This is a genomic window from Nocardiopsis sp. iso_238, from assembly GCF_056173325.1.
This window is the reverse complement of the sequence record NZ_CM149668.1, coordinates 1,870,148-1,889,297: the sequence shown is the minus strand read 5'-3', so window position 1 is coordinate 1,889,297 and position 19,150 is coordinate 1,870,148. Positions and strand designations below refer to the sequence as shown.

General features: G+C 66.2%; 20 protein-coding genes and 4 tRNA genes. 18 read left to right on the top strand and 6 right to left on the bottom strand.

The window, feature by feature from the left end; genetic code table 11:
* The first annotated feature begins 424 nt into the window (after positions 1 to 424).
* Positions 425 to 847 carry an SsgA family sporulation/cell division regulator gene (locus AC0VYL_RS08440; protein ID WP_017546787.1) on the top strand — a complete coding sequence of 141 codons (423 nt, stop codon included), beginning with the start codon at positions 425 to 427 and terminating at the stop codon, positions 845 to 847.
* 67 nt (positions 848 to 914) lie between these two features.
* On the opposite strand, the gene AC0VYL_RS08435 is transcribed toward AC0VYL_RS08440, so the two are convergent.
* Positions 915 to 1,757 (bottom strand): aminotransferase class IV, encoded by an 843-nt coding sequence (locus AC0VYL_RS08435; RefSeq protein WP_475482809.1) that lies wholly within the window; start codon positions 1,755 to 1,757, stop codon positions 915 to 917.
* Positions 1,758 to 2,115: 358 nt separating this feature from the next.
* On the opposite strand from AC0VYL_RS08435, the gene AC0VYL_RS08430 reads away from it, so the two are divergent.
* The 5 genes from AC0VYL_RS08430 (at position 2,116) to AC0VYL_RS08410 (ending at position 3,140) form a co-directional block, all read left to right on the top strand.
* Positions 2,116 to 2,547 carry a roadblock/LC7 domain-containing protein gene (locus tag AC0VYL_RS08430; protein ID WP_049567257.1) on the top strand — a complete coding sequence of 144 codons (432 nt, stop codon included), beginning with the start codon at positions 2,116 to 2,118 and terminating at the stop codon, positions 2,545 to 2,547.
* 160 nt (positions 2,548 to 2,707) lie between these two features.
* Positions 2,708 to 2,780 (top strand) — tRNA-Gly (locus tag AC0VYL_RS08425).
* A 71-nt stretch (positions 2,781 to 2,851) separates the two neighbouring features.
* Positions 2,852 to 2,924 (top strand) — tRNA-Gly (locus tag AC0VYL_RS08420).
* A gap of 47 nt (positions 2,925 to 2,971) precedes the next feature.
* A tRNA-Cys gene (locus tag AC0VYL_RS08415) sits at positions 2,972 to 3,046 on the top strand.
* A gap of 20 nt (positions 3,047 to 3,066) precedes the next feature.
* Positions 3,067 to 3,140, top strand: a tRNA-Val gene (locus tag AC0VYL_RS08410).
* 1,219 nt (positions 3,141 to 4,359) lie between these two features.
* Here the strand turns inward: AC0VYL_RS08410 and AC0VYL_RS08405 are convergent.
* Positions 4,360 to 5,658 (bottom strand): helix-turn-helix domain-containing protein, encoded by a 1,299-nt coding sequence (locus AC0VYL_RS08405; protein ID WP_475482808.1) that lies wholly within the window; start codon positions 5,656 to 5,658, stop codon positions 4,360 to 4,362.
* Between the two features lie 173 nt (positions 5,659 to 5,831).
* On the opposite strand from AC0VYL_RS08405, the gene AC0VYL_RS08400 reads away from it, so the two are divergent.
* From AC0VYL_RS08400 to AC0VYL_RS08385, 4 genes are all read left to right on the top strand, one after another.
* The gene (locus tag AC0VYL_RS08400; protein ID WP_475482807.1) at positions 5,832 to 6,284 is read left to right on the top strand and encodes a glycine-rich domain-containing protein; all 453 of its coding nucleotides are present in this window, start codon (positions 5,832 to 5,834) and stop codon (positions 6,282 to 6,284) included.
* 132 nt (positions 6,285 to 6,416) lie between these two features.
* Positions 6,417 to 7,070, top strand: coding sequence for a class I SAM-dependent DNA methyltransferase (locus AC0VYL_RS08395; RefSeq protein WP_475482806.1), 654 nt, complete (start codon positions 6,417 to 6,419; stop codon positions 7,068 to 7,070).
* 212 nt (positions 7,071 to 7,282) lie between these two features.
* On the top strand, positions 7,283 to 7,438 hold the full coding sequence (locus AC0VYL_RS08390; protein WP_475482805.1) for a hypothetical protein: 156 nt from the start codon (positions 7,283 to 7,285) through the stop codon (positions 7,436 to 7,438).
* A gap of 198 nt (positions 7,439 to 7,636) precedes the next feature.
* On the top strand, positions 7,637 to 8,212 hold the full coding sequence (locus tag AC0VYL_RS08385; RefSeq protein ID WP_475482804.1) for a DUF6875 domain-containing protein: 576 nt from the start codon (positions 7,637 to 7,639) through the stop codon (positions 8,210 to 8,212).
* Positions 8,213 to 8,230: 18 nt separating this feature from the next.
* On the opposite strand, the gene AC0VYL_RS08380 is transcribed toward AC0VYL_RS08385, so the two are convergent.
* Positions 8,231 to 8,776, bottom strand: a complete 546-nt coding sequence (locus AC0VYL_RS08380) for a protein kinase family protein (RefSeq protein ID WP_475482803.1) — start codon at positions 8,774 to 8,776, stop codon at positions 8,231 to 8,233.
* A gap of 589 nt (positions 8,777 to 9,365) precedes the next feature.
* On the opposite strand from AC0VYL_RS08380, the gene AC0VYL_RS08375 reads away from it, so the two are divergent.
* Both AC0VYL_RS08375 and AC0VYL_RS08370 read left to right on the top strand, forming a co-directional pair.
* Positions 9,366 to 9,578 carry a hypothetical protein gene (locus AC0VYL_RS08375; protein ID WP_475482802.1) on the top strand — a complete coding sequence of 71 codons (213 nt, stop codon included), beginning with the start codon at positions 9,366 to 9,368 and terminating at the stop codon, positions 9,576 to 9,578.
* 200 nt (positions 9,579 to 9,778) lie between these two features.
* Positions 9,779 to 9,910: a hypothetical protein gene (locus tag AC0VYL_RS08370; RefSeq protein ID WP_475482801.1), complete on the top strand. Its 132-nt coding sequence runs from the start codon at positions 9,779 to 9,781 to the stop codon at positions 9,908 to 9,910.
* Positions 9,911 to 10,080: 170 nt separating this feature from the next.
* On the opposite strand, the gene AC0VYL_RS08365 is transcribed toward AC0VYL_RS08370, so the two are convergent.
* Both AC0VYL_RS08365 and AC0VYL_RS08360 read right to left on the bottom strand, forming a co-directional pair.
* Positions 10,081 to 10,221, bottom strand: a complete 141-nt coding sequence (locus AC0VYL_RS08365) for a hypothetical protein (RefSeq protein ID WP_475482800.1) — start codon at positions 10,219 to 10,221, stop codon at positions 10,081 to 10,083.
* A 451-nt stretch (positions 10,222 to 10,672) separates the two neighbouring features.
* Positions 10,673 to 11,185 carry a hypothetical protein gene (locus AC0VYL_RS08360; RefSeq protein ID WP_475482799.1) on the bottom strand — a complete coding sequence of 171 codons (513 nt, stop codon included), beginning with the start codon at positions 11,183 to 11,185 and terminating at the stop codon, positions 10,673 to 10,675.
* 54 nt (positions 11,186 to 11,239) lie between these two features.
* On the opposite strand from AC0VYL_RS08360, the gene AC0VYL_RS08355 reads away from it, so the two are divergent.
* From AC0VYL_RS08355 to AC0VYL_RS08345, 3 genes are all read left to right on the top strand, one after another.
* Positions 11,240 to 11,416, top strand: a complete 177-nt coding sequence (locus tag AC0VYL_RS08355; RefSeq protein WP_475482798.1) for an IPT/TIG domain-containing protein — start codon at positions 11,240 to 11,242, stop codon at positions 11,414 to 11,416.
* Positions 11,417 to 11,482: 66 nt separating this feature from the next.
* A complete protein-coding gene (locus AC0VYL_RS08350; RefSeq protein WP_475482797.1) occupies positions 11,483 to 12,148 on the top strand; it encodes a hypothetical protein in 666 nt (221 codons plus the stop codon).
* A 273-nt stretch (positions 12,149 to 12,421) separates the two neighbouring features.
* Positions 12,422 to 15,148 (top strand): hypothetical protein, encoded by a 2,727-nt coding sequence (locus AC0VYL_RS08345; protein WP_475482796.1) that lies wholly within the window; start codon positions 12,422 to 12,424, stop codon positions 15,146 to 15,148.
* Between the two features lie 337 nt (positions 15,149 to 15,485).
* On the opposite strand, the gene AC0VYL_RS08340 is transcribed toward AC0VYL_RS08345, so the two are convergent.
* Entirely contained in the window at positions 15,486 to 15,890 is a 405-nt protein-coding gene (locus AC0VYL_RS08340) for a hypothetical protein (RefSeq protein WP_475482795.1), read from the bottom strand.
* Positions 15,891 to 16,086: 196 nt separating this feature from the next.
* Between AC0VYL_RS08340 and AC0VYL_RS08335 the strand changes: the two genes are divergently transcribed.
* The 3 genes from AC0VYL_RS08335 (at position 16,087) to AC0VYL_RS08325 (ending at position 19,023) form a co-directional block, all read left to right on the top strand.
* Positions 16,087 to 16,725, top strand: a complete 639-nt coding sequence (locus AC0VYL_RS08335) for a TetR/AcrR family transcriptional regulator (RefSeq protein ID WP_475482794.1) — start codon at positions 16,087 to 16,089, stop codon at positions 16,723 to 16,725.
* A gap of 617 nt (positions 16,726 to 17,342) precedes the next feature.
* Entirely contained in the window at positions 17,343 to 18,266 is a 924-nt protein-coding gene (locus AC0VYL_RS08330) for an oxygenase MpaB family protein (RefSeq protein ID WP_475482793.1), read from the top strand.
* Positions 18,267 to 18,609: 343 nt separating this feature from the next.
* Positions 18,610 to 19,023, top strand: coding sequence for a hypothetical protein (locus AC0VYL_RS08325; RefSeq protein WP_475482792.1), 414 nt, complete (start codon positions 18,610 to 18,612; stop codon positions 19,021 to 19,023).
* Positions 19,024 to 19,150: the final 127 nt, after the last annotated feature.

Below are 19,150 nucleotides of genomic sequence, written 5' to 3'. Positions count from 1 at the left end.
ATCTCCGGGAGTGTTCGACGCACGCAAACCCGCCCAGCGGGCACAAAGTCGCGTGATCGAGGTCACATATGCTGGTCAACGGGTTCCCACGAGGCTCCCCCATCAGCCATGATCCCCGCAACGAGTAGGAGTTCCCGCCCCCGTGGCCCCTCCCGTCACGACCGCGGATCGACCTCCGCGTGACACGGGCCACTCATCATGGGGAAATCTTTGGTTTCCCCTGGTCATTACAGTGACGAAGGATCGTGGTGCCGCCAGGCGGCGCGCTGGCCCCGCTGGGCGGGCAGCGAGATCTCCGGTCCCACCGACCAAGAAAGTTTCCGTACTCACGTCATAGTCCGCGGACAGCCGCGTAGGAGCGAGTGAGGCGGCAACCGGCCCGCGCCCCAGGACTCTGGGCCGGACGAGAAAAGGTTTGGCGAACATGAACAGTAGCGACACCACTGCCACCGCCGAGCTGGGCCTGCGACTCGTGGTCCCGGAGCGCACCGCGGTTCCCCTGGTCGCGCGACTCGACTACAGCGCTGACGACCCGTACGCGATCCGCGTCGCGTTCCACACCGGCGAGGACAACCCCGTCGAGTGGATCTTCGCGCGCGAGCTCCTCACCGTGGGCATCGTCCGCCCCGTGGGTGAGGGCGACGTCCGCGTGTGGCCCTCCAAGGACGAGAGCGGCGACCGCTCGGTCAGCATCGCGCTGTCCTCGCCCTTCGGCCAGGCCGAGTTCGACACCCAGGTCTCACCGCTGGCGGAGTTCCTCCACCGCACCTACGAGATCGTCCCGGCGGGCCAGGAGGGCCAGTTCGTGGACCTCGACGAGGAGATCCAGCAGCACCTCCACTCCTAGGGCACGCCCGGGAGGATTCGGAACGAAGGGAGGACGGCGCCGGGGCGCCGTCCTCCTTCTCATGCCGTCACGGGTCGATGTCGGCCGCGGAGCGCTCCGCGAACACGGCCATCGCCTTCCTGGTGACCGGGCCCGGCTCCGCCGACACCCGCCGCCCGTCGATGTCGAGGATCGCCTGGACGTCACGTCCGGTGGAGGTCAGGAAGGCCTCGGTGATCTCGGGGAGCCGCTCCATGGGGACGTCCTCCTCGTCACCGCCGAACCACTCCAGGACCAGTTCGCGGGTGATGCCCGCCAGCGGACCGGCCGACAGCGGCGGGGTGACCAGCCTGTCGTCGAGCACCACGAAGACGTTGCTGCCGGTGCCCTCGCAGAGGTTGCCCGCGATGTTGCGGAAGACCGCCTCGCTCGCACCCCGTTCCCGCGCGTACGCGAGCGCGCGCACGTTGTCCGCGTAGGACGTGGTCTTCAGCCCGGCGAGAGCACCGAACTCGTTGCGCGGCCAGGGGGCCAGGGCCACCTTCGTCGAGGGGGCGATCCCGGGGAAGGGACCCAGCGCCACGATGGCGGTCTGTTCACCCTCGCCCCGGTCCGACCCCAGCGGCCCGGCCCCGTCCGTGACGGTGATGCGCACCCGCGCGTCGGTCATCTCGGGGTTGGCGGCCACCGCCTGGGCGACGCCGTCGGCGATCAGCTCCAGGTCCGGCTCGTCCATGCCCAGCCCCTGAGCGGAGCGGGCGAGCCGCTTCAGGTGACGGGTGAGCGCGAACGGCCTTCCGTTCTGCGCGCGCACCGTCTCGAAGACGCCGTCCCCGACGGTGATCCCGTGGTCGGCCACGGGGATCCGCGCGTCCTTCTCCTCCAGCACGGCGCCACGACCGTGACCGGCGCCCGCGATCCACACCCTCATACCAACCCCCACGTTCTCTGGGCCCCTGGTCGGGCCGGTGACACCCCGAATCCTGCCACTTCCGGGCCCCGTCCCGCCGGGGTGACGCCCTACCCGCCAGGGGGAGGCCTGGCAAGGCCTCTGTCCGGCACCGGCCGCCGGTCCGGTGGTTCAACGGGTTTTCACACGGTGTCCACGCAGGTCAGAGCCTCCGATCGCGGGCGGTGGACCACCCGGAAACGATGGCTTGTGCCGGACAGATAAGTTACGAATGACTATCATCTGGGCAACGCTTATGCGGGACCGGTGGCAGCGTCCTCCCCTGCCGGTACACGCGTGCCCCTCGCCCACGACCGCACCAGACACAGCGAAGAGAGACATGACCCCACCGAGCACCGCCCGCGGCGAACTCAGCTGGCTGCTGGACGACCTCCTCACCCGCGCCTCGGGCACCCAACACGCCATCGTCCTGTCCACGGACGGGCTCCTCATGGCCACCTCCAGCGGGCTCGACCGGCCCGCCGCCGAGCACCTCTCGGCGATCGCGTCCGGGCTGCACAGCCTCGCGGGGGGAGCCAGCAAGCAGTTCTCCGCCGGGAACATCCGTCAGAGCATCATCGAGATGGACCGGGCCTTCCTCTTCGTGGCCGCCGCGGGCGAGGGCGCCTGCATGGCCCTGATGTCGGACGCCGACAGCGACGTGGGCCTCATCGCCTACGAGATGAACAAGGTGATCGAGCGGGTCGGCCAGTACCTGTCCGCCCCTCCGCGACCCGACATGCCGTCCTCCCCCGCACACGTGGAGAAGTAGCTCCTGCCGCCGAGGCGGGCCGGTCCGGCCTGCCACGGCAGGGCGCGGAAGCCCCTGGGGGAACCGATTTCGCACTTCCCCGAATCTTCCGCTAGAGTTCTTAACGCAGCGAGGGACGCGGCACCGGGAAGCCCCGGAGGCCCGCCGACACACTCGCCGCGCGGACGTGGCTCAGCTGGTAGAGCATCACCTTGCCAAGGTGAGGGTCGCGGGTTCGAATCCCGTCGTCCGCTCGAGACGATTCGCCTTGCGCCTCCCCAGGTGGCACAATCGGATCGGGTTCGGGGCAACACCCCGGGCACACGCGGACGTGGCTCAGCTGGTAGAGCATCACCTTGCCAAGGTGAGGGTCGCGGGTTCGAATCCCGTCGTCCGCTCGGAGTAAGGCACGCATGGGTGCCACGCGGCTCCCCCGTGCTTGCAAGCCGGAGTGGCCGAGTGGTTGAGGCAAGGGACTGCAAATCCCTGCACACGGGTTCGATTCCCGTCTCCGGCTCCACGCGCACCACATTTCCATAAGGGCGATTAGCTCAGTTGGCTAGAGCACTACCTCGACACGGTAGGGGTCACAGGTTCGAGTCCTGTATCGCCCACAAGTAGCACCGCAGGTCAGAGAGTTATCTGACTGTAGCGGCGAAGATGATTATCCCACATTGGGAGATATCTGGGAGATCATCTTCGAAGCGGGTTCCTCCGGGAGCCCGCTTTCGCTGTTTCCACGGTAGTGCTCTTCGAGGATCGACGCCATAGAGAACAGCCGATCCCGTTCCCCGCAAGTGAGAGCGTCCTTGAGAATAGGAATTACTAGCCTATGAGTAAGGTTCTTCTACGAAGCGGAACGACTGATTCTCATATCCCGTTGGGTCTGTAGAGAAGTAGGAACAACGCGGCAAGCCCCGGCTCACAAGAAGCGAATGCTCCTACCCAGCCCAGTGGCTGATCGGGGCCGCCCCAGTAGGGGGAAGCGGTGGGTGACCTCGGCGGCCCCCAATCCGGTTCCGCACCCTGAAGAAGTCGCGGGCGACCCCGGAACCACTGAGAATGTAGTAGATTTCCGAGGCCGCATGACTGTGCTTGTGCAACGAGCCTCGAGGGCAGAGGCGGCACGTCCCCGCAGTCAGTTCGTTGGTTGGGGTCCCGTCGCCGATCAGGGTCGTGAACTCAAGCGTCCCGCGCTCGTCTGACCATCGCTCAGTCGTTCCCTCCGTGCCGCGACGTACTACAGGTCAAATGGACATAGGGGGACTCCCTGATCGATTCCGGGTACATGACGGTGGCGGTGGAGCGCCACCCGGTCGAGAAGGTGCTGTCGCTGTTCTATCACCGCCACCGGGCCGAGCCCCGCGTCAGTCTGGAGGACTTCGCGGCACAGAGCGCCGCGGGATGGCCACCGACGGCGCGGATGATCCGGTCGGCGAACTCCTCTTGGCCGGGGCGGCTTCCCATGACAGGCTGAGCATCGCCTGCGCGACCGGCTCGCCACAGAAGGGCCTTTCTACTCGGGCAAGCACTGCCACCACGGATTGAACGTCCAGGTGGTGGATGCTCCGGTACCAGGGGAAGCGGTGGTGGATGTGGCGGTCTCCGGTCCCGTTCCGCACTGGGGAGAAGTCGGGGCCTGAGAAGGTCGTCCGCGTCCTGGCCTTGGCGGGAACTCCGGCCATCGGGGTGCTGGCCTACGTGCCGATGGGGTTGTGAGGTGCCGGGGTCTGGCCCGCAAGCGCTGGGCTGTTCTGGCTTCTGACGAGGCGTAGCACCTGAAAACCAAGCGGGGTTCCGATCTTGATGAGGTCGGGGCCCGACATTGTGTGCTCATTTCAGCAGTGAGACCCGATCGGCGAGCGTGCCCGCGTGCGAGTTCCCGCCCAGGTCGTCCACGAGGGCGCGCAGACGGCGGTGTGTGGTGGCGCGCAGCGCCCCGGCAGGGACCGTGTCTAGCACGCTCTCTCCCAGGGTCACCGCGTCCTGGGAGTGCCGCTGGGCCGCCTGGGTGCGGGCGTGCACGGTCACTGCGGCGGCCCAACCCGGAGACCCGGAGTGTTTGAGGGCGGCCGAGGTGTTCGCGTGGCGCGCGGCCTGATCGGGGTCGTGATCGAGTAGGGCTTCGGCCAGGTGCAGCTCGAACTCGGCCCGGTCGAAACCGAACCGGCCGGGCTCGTCCTCGGCACGATCCATGTCGCGTCGGGCCTGTGCGATGTGGGCGATCAGAGAGTCGGTGTCGCCCAGCGCCGCCAGCGGGCGCAGGCGACACCACGCGGTGATCTGTGCGGATCGCAGCGGGGTGTGCGCGTGATGGGCGGCCCGCTCAGCCAGCTCAAGGGCCTCCACCGGTCGGTGATTGGCCATGGTGACCATGGACTGTGCGCCCAGCGTCCAGCCGCTCAGATGGGGATCGCCCACCTGCTCTCCGATGCGGGTTGCAGTGCCCAGGTGGATAAGCGCGCCCGCGGAGTCGTGGGTGTGATGGGCGAGGTTGCCCAGCAGGGCGGACATCCACCCCAGCACCCGGCGGTTGTCGGGGCCGGAGTAGCCCATCAGCAGGGAGCGGCAGCGCGCTACCTCAGCGGCCAGTACCCGAGGTGGGAAGTCGCTGTACCTCTGGGTGTAGAACTCCAGGGCCCGCTCGGCGAGATCTCCCCCTGTGTCGGCGCCGTGCAGGTCGATGCTGTCGGCGACGGCGGTGAGCTCTGGGTACTCGGGGGGCATGTGGGGCTCCTGTCGCGGCTGCGGTATGGGGTGACCGTACCAACCGTGGCTGCCTGCGGGCAGGGGAACACCCAGCCGTGTCGGAGGCACGCCGTACACGCGGGCCAAGGCGTAGACGTACTCCGGGCCGGGGCGGGCCTGTCCGTGTTCCCACCGGCACAGCATGGCGGTGGTCAGGCCTGGGGGTGCCAGGCCGTCGGAGCGGTAGACCTCGCCGATGGCTTCGACGACGTGGCGTCGGGACCAGCCGTAGGCGAGCCGCCAAGCTTCCAGCGGCGTGATGGGCAGGGTGCGAGTGATCTGGTCGGTGATGGCAGGGACCGGGGCGCCGTGGCGCTGTTGGTCGGCTCGGATACGGGAGGCCTCGCGGGCGAGCTGGGCGCGGATGGAGCGGCTGACCTTCACGTCGCTCTCCTGGGGGTCGGGCCAAGGACCATACCCGCGCCAGGAACGTCACAAGATTGCCTTCGGGGTCAATGTGTGCTCACCACGGCCGCATTGATCCTCTCCGGAGGGGCGGCGTTTGCTCGGATCACAGCCCGGCACCACCCCGCCGGGAGAAACGGAAGAGGTGACCGATGACCGTCATCGTGGACACGCCAAGCCCCACCACCATCCGTGACCCACACTCCTTCGTCAGCCCTGAGGTGTGGGAGCGTCAGATCCTTCTGCTCACCCGTGACCACCCCTGGGACATCGTGATGGCCGAACGCTGTTTCGGTCAGGCCGTGGCGTATCTGATCACCGCCATGGAGAAGTGGGGGCAGCGCCTGGAGATCGGGTGCGGCCCGCTCGTGGACATCGCGGTGCACGGCTTCATCCTGGACACGGTGAACTACCGCGACTTCTGCGCCGTCCACTTCGACGGCCGGTTCTTGGAGCACGTGCCCGAGATCGCGTTCAAGTACGACGGGTCCGTGGAGCGCACCGCCCGCATCATCGAGGCCAACGGGTTCGCCGTGGACTGGCCCTTGTGGGACCGGGACGCAGCCAAGTGCACGCCCTGTCACCCGGGGAGCAGCTGCCACTGACTCTGGCATCCGTCCAGCATGAGGAGGCCGGCACCATCACGGTGTCGGCCGCTTCGTCTGTTCCTCTGCCGCCACCCCCGTGACGTGGCTACCGTGGGTCGCATCCGCGCTTCCGACCCACGAGGACCACTCATGGCCAACGAGACCTCCACGGTGCCCGAGTACTGGGACCGCTACGCCAGCGGCGTTACCGCCGAAGCCGACTTGGACTCCGCGTTCGGGTGGACCCAGTGGGACGGGCACGGTCCGGGCCCTGAGCTGCTCGGGGATGCGGGCTCGGCGCTGGAGCTGGGGTGTGGCCGCGGGGTCGAGGTCGCCGCTCTGGCTCGGGGAGGGGTTAAGGCGGAGGGGGTCGACGTCTCACCCGTTCAGGTGGAACAGGCGCGCGAGCGGTGGGAGCCCTTCGGGGCCCGCTTCCACCAGGGCGACGTCATCGAGTTTCTGGGAGCGGCCGAGCAGCGCTGGGAGGCGATCTACTCGGTGTGGGGAGCGGTGTGGTTCACGGACCCGCACGTTCTCTTGCCGCTGGTGCGGGAACGGCTTGAGTCAGGTGGGCGGTTGGTGTTCTCCCACGCTGAACCGGTTCCTGGTTCGTCGGGGCCGCAGGGGATGTACGGGGGCGGGTTCCGGGGGCGGCGGGTGTGGTTGCACCAGTGGGCTGCCACGCCGGAGAAGTGGGAGGGGATGTTGCGCTCAGCGGGGTTCGATCGCCCGCGGGTGTGGGTCGAGGCTTCTCCGGAGGCCGACCATGTGGGCACACTCATCGGGGTAGCGCATCGGAGCTAGCTCTGGCCTGTGGGGTGCTCACTGCCGAGGCGGGGTGGGAGTCGAACTCGATTCCGAGTCGGTTACCCGCCGGGTGGGTTCTCAAAGCGTGGTGGCTGATCCTGGCCAACTTTGACGGCGGTCGGTGCGGGAGGGGCTACGGTGCGGCCTGGGATCCCACAGCCCCGGCTCGCTACAGAGCAGGGCGGCTCGGCTCGATCCCAGGAGACGCGTTGACCATCACCGAACCCTCCCCCGCTCCCGCGACCGGCAAGAACGCTCGGATGCAGGAGTCGTTCCCGCGACGGTGGCCGCAGGAGCAGTGGCTGAAAGCGATGGCCGACGCAGCCCACAACTGGGCGAACCAGGCCAGCCGCAACAGCGGGTGAGCCAGTTTCAGCCAACCCGGTGCGGGAAAAATATCGGCGGGCTACTCCGTGGTGGGCTTCTGGTCCGATGGACCTTCGCCTCCCGAACTCAGGCGAGCCCGCGGAGACTGCTCCTGTCCGTCTCTCACCAGGCTTCACGCAAGCGGATGAAGGTGGCCTCGCCGGTCAGGGCCGATCCGCAACGGAGGATGCTCTTCTGTGGATGCGATCGAGGAGGCGGTTCGGTGGTTCGAGAGCTACCTGTGCCGCTCCCACGAAGGTGTGGGGCGCCCTGGAGCTGTGTGCCCGTTCATGACCCCTGCCCTGCGTGCGAACTGCGTGCGAACACGGGTGCTCGAAGACTGCGCGGACCGTGAGGGGCTCCTCCAGGCCGTCGACACCATGGCGCACGCCCTGTACAGCGGGAACTGGCCCAGCTCCAACCACACTCTGCACGCGGTCGTTGGACTGCTGCCCAACCTCGCGCCCTCCGACCACGAGTTGCTCGACCACATCCAAGACGAGCTCAAGACGTCATTGGCAGAGCAGGGATTGATGCTCGGCCAGTTCCACCACAACTGTGACCAGGGCGCGGTACGCAACCCCATCTTCCCCGTCTCCCGGTCCCCGATACCCATGCTCGCCCTGCGCCACATGGCTCTGCACGACATCCTCTTCCTTCACCAGGACCCTCGTCAGTTCGACGCCTACGACCAACGATTCGGGAGCTACTACCAGCCCGGGCGCACGGTGGACCCCCTCTTCTCGCAGCTGTACGACAAGGCGCGCCCCTAGCCAGCTGCGGCTCCCGGGTCAGGTCCCCACGGCTCTCAATCTCCGGGCGAGGTCGCGGGCGCAGGGCCGCTCCCCCGGAGAGGCCGTCAGGACCGGTCTCAGGACCTGCTGCAACCCCGGCCAGGGGGTCCGCGTCGTGAGCGGGACGCGGCCGGTAGCGATCCGAGCGCGGAGCTGGTCGGAGGTCATGTGCTCAGGCGCGATTCCCGCCGCCTGATAGTCCAGGGGCCACTCGCCAGTGACGCAGGTCCACAGGGTGGCGGCCAGGGTGTAGACGTCCGCCGCCATCCCTTCGGCCAGTGGCAGGTCCCCTACGCCGCGCTCGGCCGTCTCCGGTGGCGCGAGGTGGTCGATGCCCACGCCCGTGGTGGGAGGGGGCCGCGTGCCCTCACACCAGCTCCATGCCAGGTCGATGAGTCGAACCCCCTGGGCGGTGTGGATGCCGTGCTCCGGTTGCAGATCGGCGTGGACCCAGCCGCGTTCATGGAAGGCGGTCGCGAGCGCCTCGCACAGTTCCACCGCCGCCTGCAGCCCTTCCGACTTCCCGGACCTGTTCTGGCGCACGGATGCGAAGGCCTCCCAGGTCGATGGGCCCTCACACCACCGTGTCACCAGCCAGGCGCTGCCCCTTCCCCGACCGGATGCGATCAGGTGGTCAGGCTCCGCCAGGGCCCGCAACGCGGCACTCTCCCTGGACACCGCCGCCGATCCTTCTCCAGTGCCGATCTTGACCGCGGCCCTGCCTCGGGGGCCACTCGCCCGCCACACGACGGCCCCTCGGCGCCGGGTCACCTCCTCCAGGTCAAAGCCGGACCCACAGACGTTCTCGGCCACCGTCACAACATCGGCATGCTCATCTGGGAGTGGTCCCATTCGTGATCGCTCCTTAGGTCCGGACCGTTCACCTGTCCTCCAGGTGTCGAACACGGGAACGCCGGACTGGCCCCGCGTCCGCGAAGTATGTATCCGTCCACACGGATGTCCGAAACCGCCTGCGGACGAGCTCTCAGGGCTGGCACAGCGCGTCGATTCGTGAGGCTTTCGAGCGCAATGCGCTCCCAGGAGTCCCATTCTCGCTGCTCAGCGTGTTTCTGGAGAAAGGGGTGGGGGATGTCGGAGCCCATAAAAATCATGACCAGCTCCAAGGAGACCGATGCGCCGCATCATCGCCGCTTTCGCACTGACCGCCGCCGCCCTGGCGACAGCCGCTGCTCCGGCGGCGGCCCAGAACGGGAGCGTGACTCGTGCCCAGTGCGAAGCGGGGGGAGGCTATGTCGCGCCCTTGCAGATCCCCTCGGTCTTCATCGGAACCTGTGTGGCAGGCTCCCAAGCCGGTATGCCTGTGGCCATGGACGGCTTCAACTAGCCGTTCCGGGTGGCTGCCAGAGTTCGCATCCGCTCCGGCGGGCCCGGGCCCGCCGGAGCAGTTCCTGTCCAGACGGACGACACCACCTACGATAGCCACCCTAAGTGTTGTCATGATTACTTTATGTTCTGGTCGTGGAGGGGTGGATCGAGAGCACAACCCGCCCCTCTCCAAACTGTCGACGCTTTCCAAGGAGACCGATGCGCCGCATCATCGCCGCTTTCGCCCTGACCGTCGCTGCCCTGGGGATCACGGCCGCACCTGCCGCCGCCGACTCCTGCGATGACCTCACGCCGGGCACGCCCCCCTGGTACGCGTGCGTCATCCGGTAGTCCCGACACAGCCCCCGCCTGCCTCTCAGTGAAGGCAGGCGGGGGCGTCGAGCCGAAAGCACCCGAGATCCTCATGTAGCCGTGGACCGCCGGGGGCTTCTTCAGGCGCCTATACCAGAGGCTCTGGCCGCGAACAGTCCACGGTTCCCGGCGAAGGGTGGGTTCAGGCGTCACCGGCTGCCGAGGATCTGGCGCAGGGCGCTCGAACCCACTCTTCCGATGCCGGGTTTTCGGTGGAGACCACCGCGAATGTCCTCGATGAACTGATCGGCCTCGTGACTGTGGCCGGCATCTTCGCCTTCCTTGGTCATGTCCGCGTCCGTTTGCTCCTCACACGTGTCCGACCCCCCAGTCGCAGTCGCCCTCGTCCCCGTCCCGGTCGTCCACGTGTCCGTCTGCGTGAAAGTCACAGGTAGCCTCCGATCCCGGTGGGCAGGAGTCTTGAACTCCAACGCTGTCGTCCCCGTCCCGGGGGCCCCTCGACCTCAGCGGGCCCTTCTTCGTCGCCCGCACCCCCTGAGCCACTGTCATCGGCAGGCGATCCTGTCTCCTTGACGCGCAGCTCCTGCGTGCCGGAGATGACCGTGGAGCCCTCGGCGCAGGCCACCCGCCCCAACACGGTAGACGCCTACACCTGGTCGCGCTGGAGACGCCGGGGAAGCGCGCCTGCCGCCCTTATACCGGGTGGAAGTTAGTGAACAACTCAGCAGACTAGAAGTCAGTCATAAGCCACCCCCTTCAGAAAATGACAAAAAAATCGGACTAACCAATTTCGGACACCCAGCTAAGAGTTATCGGATCCAATGGGAATTTTTGACCAGATGAAAGCGGTCGAGTACAGTCAGCGTCGTCGAATGAAGCAAGACCCAAGCTTCTTCGATTGAACCTTCGCATACACGAATCCAATCTGGACAAATTGCACATTTGGCCATAACGAAGATATTGAGCAGTATGGTTGTTGCGCCGAATCTGAACTCTCTTTAGCTTGAGTGCGGTTTCAACGACTTCGAGGATGTGCAACATGGACATCTCTAGCTTCAATCCCGCCGAGGGGGAAAACGGCACAGCTGTTCGGTTGTCGCTGACTGGAATGTCAGATGACGCCAACACGGACAACACCGCCGTCCAGCTGAGCGGTAGTTCCACGTCGAATTCAGTGACGTCGCCGTCGAACCTGGAGGCAACGGTGCTATCGACGTCACCATTGCCGATAACTCCCAGAGCGGTGATTTCACCGTGGTCATCCATAGCTCCACAGGCCTTGTTCCCGCTCATAGCACGAGTGAGTTCACCGTCTCGGCCCAGCCGGGCAAGCCGGAGATCACTGGGATGACCTCCCGTTCCCTCACGGCGGGGCAACCGCTCACCCTCATGGGCCACGGGCTGGATCAGATCCAGTCGGTATACATCGGAACGGTCAACATCACGAACATCCAGCATTCAGGCACCGAGACGATCCGCCTCACCGTCTCGCAGATGGTGCAGCCCGGCCAGTCGCAGAAGTAGGCGCGTCAACTGCCCGACGTTGCTCACTGTTCTTCCATCTACCGTCACCGCGAAAGGTACCCCGGCATGAACGAAGACCTCCAGGACATCCAGGATGCATGGGCATCTTTGAAGCCGTGGCTGAAGAACGAACTCTCCGGCCAAGCCACGGGGCAGTCCGTGGGTAACACGACCCATGACCCGGGCCAGACCTCGACCTGCGCGCTCATGGGTTCGGGCTGGCTCTGTGACGGCGACGCGTCGATGAGCCTGCACGATCTCAAGATCACCGCTTTGGAAGGCATCGAGTATTCGGACGCGGGCAAGAACCCCTTCCCCGCGGACGCTTACCATCTTCCGTTCACCTACAGCAAGATCCAGATCGAGGGCAGGTACACCTTCAATCAACCCTGCGCCTATTACGACATGGGTAAATTGATCACTTCTGGACCCTACGACGACAAGGGCAGCGTGACCCAAACCATTACCGATGGCGAACTCCACTGGGAAGTCAAGTACTCGTCAACCGAAGACCTGTCCATTATTAGCGCAAGGTCCGACAAAGCCCCGGACATTGACATCAAACCAGACTCCGGGGGAATGCCCGAGTGGCTGACCGATGTCTTGAATTTTCTCTCCGGGGACGCTGAAGTGAGCCGTATGCGCAGTTCGATGGAGGACCTCTTCACTACGGCGGAGTTCAGCAAGACCATGGTCAATCTACTCAACGACGAGTTGAAGAAACTCACCTAATTCTGACGGTGTAACCAGCAGGAGTTCCCTCGATCAGATCCGGAATGAGCGTCTGGTCGTGGGATTCCGCCTCTCGGTGGAATGGCGACCGCAACTGCCAGCCAAATCGCTACGGCTCCCCCGTTGTTCATCAGACCCAACGATCACAATCTACGACTGTGAGCGGGAAGAACAGCTCCTTGGAGGGCGGTGGCTGTCGCCCATACTCGTGCAGCCGCTCCAAGCCCCTCCCGAGGCAGTCAGTTGTTCCCACTTCGCGTCCAGGAGAACCTGATGGCCGTCAATCAGCAACAGCTCCCCAACCCCTTGCAGCTGGGACAGACCCTGTACGAGGTACTCGACGCCAGCGTCGTCGCCACCCCGCACAAGGCGACCGCGGCCCGCTACCAGCGAGCGGTCTTCACCTCGACCGGCGGCTCCGCGGCCGAATCCCTCGACATCGCAGCCCAGGACCAGATCCGCGACGTCAAAGCAGACCTGGACATGACCACCGGGACGCGGAACGTCTACGTGCTCACCGGGGACTCTCTCCAGGTCCTGGGTAGCGACGCCGGCACGGCCACGTCGAAGTCTTGGCCCTTGGCCTCCGACGCCGCCCTGCGCGTCATCGGACTGGACCCCACCTGGACCGACAAGCCCCACGTTCAGCTCCTGGGATCCGACAGCCAGGGCATCTTCCTGCGCTCGCTCGACTGCACCTCGGGAGAACTCGCTCCACCCCTTCGGTTGAGCGGCCCGGAGGGGACCCCGGTCGACGCTCTACTGGTGCGCCGTCAACTGGACGTGCACGTGGTCCTGTGCACGGTGAACAGCGGTCAGGTCAGTCTCTACGACCTCGGCCCCACGGTGCTCGGACCAACCCCGACCGCGCCGTCCTCGGTCTCGGCGCTGACGCTCGGAACCGCTCCCAGCGCCGACGTCGTCTCGCTGTCAGCGGCATCTTTGAGCGCGCTCTCGACGGACCAGCACGTGGCGGTGGCCTTCCCCGACACAGACCAGGCCCTGCACATCGAAGTCGCCGGATGGGACCAGTCCACTCTGACGACCGTGTCCAGTGCGACCCCCGATCTCGGCTTCGCCACCCCGGAGACCGATCCGCACTTTCGCATCACCGCAGGCGACGTCATCGCTACCGGGACCGACCAGCTCGTGGTCGGTTACACCGCCGAGTACAAGGGGAGCAGGGGGTGTGCCGCGTTGTTGCTGTTCGAGCTCGACACACCGACCGACGGCGCACCCAGCCTGAAGCAGCTCAGCGAGTACGCCGTCGCCAACACCGATGGCGACGGTAATCCGCAACCCCTGTCCACCATCGACCTGCATTTGGCTGCCGGCCTGTTCGGTGAGGTCCTGCCCTCGGACCGCACGGACGTCTCCGCAGGGACATCAGAGGGCGTACTCGGGGTCTTGGTCACCGGGGCCGCCTCCACCGCGGGACAGCTGTTCCGCGGCGAGGCCTCCCTCGTGGGAGGGCTGGTGCCCGTGGACCCGAACAACAAAACGTTTCCCCCATTGGGCGATAAGCCCGGCACCTTGCAGAACTCGGCAGTCCTGATGACCATCAGCGCGCACGCGACCGGTTTCTTCTGTGTCCCCAGTGATGTCACCGGTAACAGCGTCATCCTCGGTCCACCCACCCTCAGCCAGACGTCCGGAAAGGGTCAGCTCCTCGCGGTGATTCAGGCCCCCCCGTTCGAGGCCGCCGTAGCCGAGACCAAACCACAGCTGACCTTCGGTGAGAGTTCCGAGACGATCACTGGGTGCTCCGTCTCCTCCAGTAAAACGTGGACGTTCACTGACGACACCGGTGGCTCCATCGGAGTGGGTCCGCTGTCGCTGCAACGCAACGTCAGCAGCTCCTACGGCTCCAGCTTCGACAAGGTCAAGGAAAGTTCCACCACCACACTGGTCCACGCGATGTCACAGATCACCTTGAACGACCTCATGGTGCTGTACTCCATGGAGTACGACGTGTGGACCTACCCGGTCTACCGCAAGGCTCGCCAGAGCGGGCCGGACGGCACCATGGCGGTCATCTTCCCAACGACGCCCAACCCGGTCCAGACAATCACTCCGGCCAGCACAGCGGACCTGGGGTACGTACCCCGGTCTCAGAGCGGTGTTCTGCTGAGCTATGTCGATGTGCCGCGTGAGGGTTACGACCAGGACCGACTGCTGTTCGACCTGAACAGCGTTCCGGTCACCGACGACTCAGGTAGCACAGTCACCTACGACCAGACCGAGATGACCGGCAAAACCACCAACAAGTCATTCACAGTCCATAACTCGACCACGGACAGTGAACACTTCTCTTACAGCACCAGCCTGTTGAGCTACATCCCTCTCAATTTCGGACTCGACCTCAGCCAGGGGCAGAGCTACTCCAAGAGTGACGTGCACACCACCAGCCTGGCGCACACCACCAGCCTGAGTCTCTCCGTTTCCACGGGGAGCGTGAACGATATCGGCCACACCTACCAGGTGACGCCCTACATCTACTATCACAAGACCATGGGGTGCCTCATGGTCAGCTATGACGTCACCATGGACGGCAAGGGCTGGGCGGACTACTACAAGGTTCCGCAGGTCCTCCTGCAGCCCCTGGAACCGAACGCCCAGGACCCCGTGCTCGCGGCGTTCAGCCGCTCGCTGTCCTTCACCAGCCGTACCGACGGCACCGTCGAGGTCAGCGCGGAGATCTTCAACAACGGGCTGAGCGAAGTCCAGAACGTCGTCTGCGAGTTCTACAAAGGTGTACCCAAGACAGAGGGCGGAAAGCTCACACCTACCGGGACAATGCTTGACAGCAAGACGCTGGGGACTCTGCCAGGAGCTAAACGCGACACCGCGATCTCAAACTTGGATCTAGAGGACAACGACGAGGTCACAGTCAAGGTGTATGTTGACGCGCTACCTACGAGTGAGAAGGTGTATTGGGGGATTTACCCGCCTTCCGCCTATAGGGGCTGGAAAACGCAGTACGCAGCTTTGACGCCCTAGGAACGCGACTCTTCGCAGGAGCTCCAGCCTTCGCCATCGGGCTTGTCTCTAAGAAGTCGGCCTGGTGGACAGCCCGGGCCCGCAGCTCCACGAGCGGCTGGTACTCGCATGGACCTTGACCGCCTGACCAGGACAGTAAAGTTTTGGCCCGGCGCGAACGCGACCACCTGACCACCACCGACTCACCGGCCCATCTGGCCGCTACCACCGGGCCATGGCCACGCGCAGGAGATGGTGGACCATCTGATCGAGCACATCGACGCGTGTGCCCCCACCACCGCGGTGGGGGCACACACCGGGGAAATGCTGAACGACGTGCTCGACTAGGAGCTCAGACTCACGTCCGCGCCGGAGACCTCAACCAGTCCTCGACGAAGGACGGGTAGGAGGTGGCCACCGAGCCCCATCCGGAGATCGTGGTCTGCCCGCTGGTGCGGGCCACGGCGGCGACGGCGGCCGCCATCGCGATCCGGTGGTCACCGGCGCTGTCCACCAGAGCAGGAACGAACTCTTTGTCGCCCCGGCCGTGGATGACCATGCCGTCAGGGCGCTCCTCGGCCCGCGCACCGAACGCCTGGAGCATTGCCACCGTCGATGTCACCCGGTCCGATTCCTTGACACGCAGCTCCCCGGCACCGGAGATGACCGAGATGCCCTCGGCCCCGGCCGCCGCGACGGCCAGCACGGGGATCTCGTCCACGATCCCCGGCACGTCCGCGCCGGTGATCTCCTTCCGAGGCATGACCGCGGCCGCGTGACCGCTGTACCGTTGGCGGGTGGCGACGCGATCCTCGCGGGACCGCCAACCGGAGCCGGATTCGCCGTTGAGGGCTTCCTCGGGCCGGGAGGCACGACCAGGGCGGCCATCAAGGGCATCGGCCGCCCGCACGGTACGTGGCGGGCGATGAGGTACCGGCGTGAGAAGAGGCGGATTTTCCATGAGCTCCAGAGGACGGACCCCACCACCCCGAGGACACAGCCGGGAGGCGCTGGTCGCCAGCGCGTCTGAGCTCTTCGCCCGCAAGCCCTACAACGACGTCTACATCAGCGACATCGCCAAGGAGGCGGGGGTCGCGCACGGACTCCTCTCGTACCACTTCAAGGGAAAACGCGGCCTGTACCTCGCGGTACTGGAGAAGGTGCTGGACGACATCGTGGAACTGCACCAACCACGCGCTGACGAGAAGACACGGGAACAGCGCGTTCGAGGACTGTACCGGCGGCAGATCGAGTACCGGCGCGACCACTTCCACACCGTGCTCGCCATGATGCGGGCGGGCGCCAATGATCCTGAGGTAGAAGCGTTGTACGAGCGCGGCCGCCGTGCCGCGTCCGATTTCACCCGTGACGTCCTGAGCCTGGAAGGCGAACCGCCGCCCCTGCTGCGCGTCGCGGTTCAGGGACTGGCCGGGCTGCTGGACGAGGCGACGCTCAACTGGCTCACCCATGGCTGCGACCTCGAGGTCGCGGAACTCGAACAGCTCGTCTACACCGCCACGGTGGCCGTACTGAGGTCCGTGCAGACGGTCTCCCCGGGCATCGCTCCCATCGTCGAGGAACTCAGCGTCACCGCCTGAGGACGTGCCGTTCGCGCGATGAGGAGCGAGAGACAGGCGTCGGGACGTGATCCAGTGCACAGGATCCTCCCGGCGCCGATATTGACTTGAATTCAAGTCAAGCTCAGTATGGGGGTGGCACCACCACTCGTCCCCGAGAGCGCCCCCTTCTCTCCCCCCACCACCGACCTCGCCGCACCGACGCCGCGCGGCATCCCCCGAGTCGGATTCGTTCCGCGACAACTCCAAGGTGCGGCCCGCGACGACCCACCCCCGCAGGACCATGGCGACCGCTGGTGGTCTGGAGGGTTCCGAAGCGCGGCGCCTCAGAGCCGACGACGACTGACTATGGAGTGGACTCATGACGCACCCCCCTCAGAACTCCGCCATCCCCGGCCGTGTGGTCAACCTGGACCAGGCACGTGAGAGGCACGGCGACCGGGCCGACCGCATGCTGCGACTCCTCGCGGTGGGCGACCCGCTGGCGGACGCCGTCATCCTCGAACTCGACGCGCTCGGCAAAGAGGGACGCGAGACGCTCAACGCCGGTCTCGCCGACGGTCTGGCGAGCCTGACCGAGTGCCCGCCCGCCATCACCGCGCTGCTGCGGCAACTGGAAACCCTGCCTGCCTGCCTGGTTGGACCCCGACATACTCCCGCGCGGCGACGTCTCCGCGCTGTCGATCCCGGGGCTGTGGTTCAAACTGTCGGCGATCACCTCCGCCCTGGTACACACCTACTCCTCCCCCGCCATCGCCAAGCTGCTGACCCAGACCGGGAGACTGACTTCGATGGCTCCCCGGCGGCTGGTCGAGACCAGCATGTGGGCGGGACAGGCCACCATGCCCGGCGGGCTCCTGCGCGGCGCGCCCGGATACCAGGCCACCGCGCAGGTCCGGCTGCTGCACGCGCGGATGCGGTCCGGCGCCCTCAAGCGCGGGTGGGACACGGCCGAGTGGGCCCTTCCGATCAACCAGGTGGACGTCGCCCGCACGTGGCTGGACTTCACCCTGTCGAGCTTCGGCGCCATGGCCGCGCTCGGCATCGAGCTGACCGTGACCGAGCAGAACACCCTCTACCAGTACTGGCACTACATCGGGTACCTGTTGGGACTCGATGACGAGAGCTTCTACCTGGACGTCACCGACCACGACAGCGCCCGGGAACTGGCGCACCTTCTCGACCTGACCATCGGCGCGCCGGACGAGAACTCGCGTGCCCTGACCGCCGCCATGATCGAGGCCCAGGTAGGAGCCCTGGCCGCCGCACCCAGGCCCCTCATGTCGCGCGCCGAGCTGACCGACCTCGTCCACGGGATCCTCCGGCGCACCTTCGGCGACGAACTCGCCGAACAGCTCGGCATCCCCGAGTCGGCGGCGTCCCCGTTCCTCTCGTTGACCGTGCTGGCCAACGAGAACGCACGGCGCTGGCAGACCTTCAGCGCCGAGGCCAACGCGCGGGCCATCGACGAGAACATCGCGGCCCAGGTGGCGGCCGTCGAGTCGGCGGGCGGGTCCGACGGGCCCACCTACCAGCGGCACGCACGGACCGGTACGACCTAGGTCGTGTTTTTTGGATCATTCCGCGCTCGCGACCACCAGGCTGCCTCTCGCTGCGCCGATGAAGCTCGGACAGCCAAACCCGGGCGGGCCCCCGCTGTGCGACACTGCGGAGCTTGCGTAGCAGCGCACAGTAGGGGCAGCTTCGCTCCACGGCTTGCGAGAGATTGCCTGGACGGCCGCTCGCATCGATGGCGGCTCCGCCGCCACCGGCGAAAGCATCCACAAAAACACGACCTAGTCCCACCGCGTTCGGTGCGTCCTACGCATGGCGGGACACCGCGTCGAGGTGGGCACCGCGTGTCCTCCATCCGTTGTGAACCGTCCCCACGAAGGAGGGATCGACATGAACCACACCGCCGCCCGAATCGGAGCGGTCCTCTATGTGATCTGGGGGGTCGTGCACATCGCCGCGGCCTACGAGATACTCCGGCTCGGCCAGTCCCTGGACCCGGGCATGGTGCAGGCACGCGTCTACCAGGACTCCTGGAACATCCTGATGGGCGCTCTCGCCTCCGTCGCCGTCGGGGCGGCCATGAACTGGCGCAACTCCTGGACCGGTTACTGGATCAACCTCGTTCTGGTGTCCCTGCTCGATGTCGCCTACATCACCTTCGTCGTCGTACCCGGTCACACCCCGCCGTGGCCCGGCCTGGTTGGCCCCGTCCTCTGGGTGCTCGCCGTGATCGCGTCCACCGTGGGTATCGTCAGCGCCCGTCGCGGGGCCTCGGCAGCTTCGACAGGCCCAGCGGATCACTAGACGGTGCGCGGAGGACGCTCGGGGCCGGTTCCCCACCCGCGCGAGTCCCGGTCCCGCGGCGGCCGTTTTCCGCGTCGGATTTGTTCGACCAGGGCGCTCCTTCTTTCGCGCGCACGACCGGCGTGAC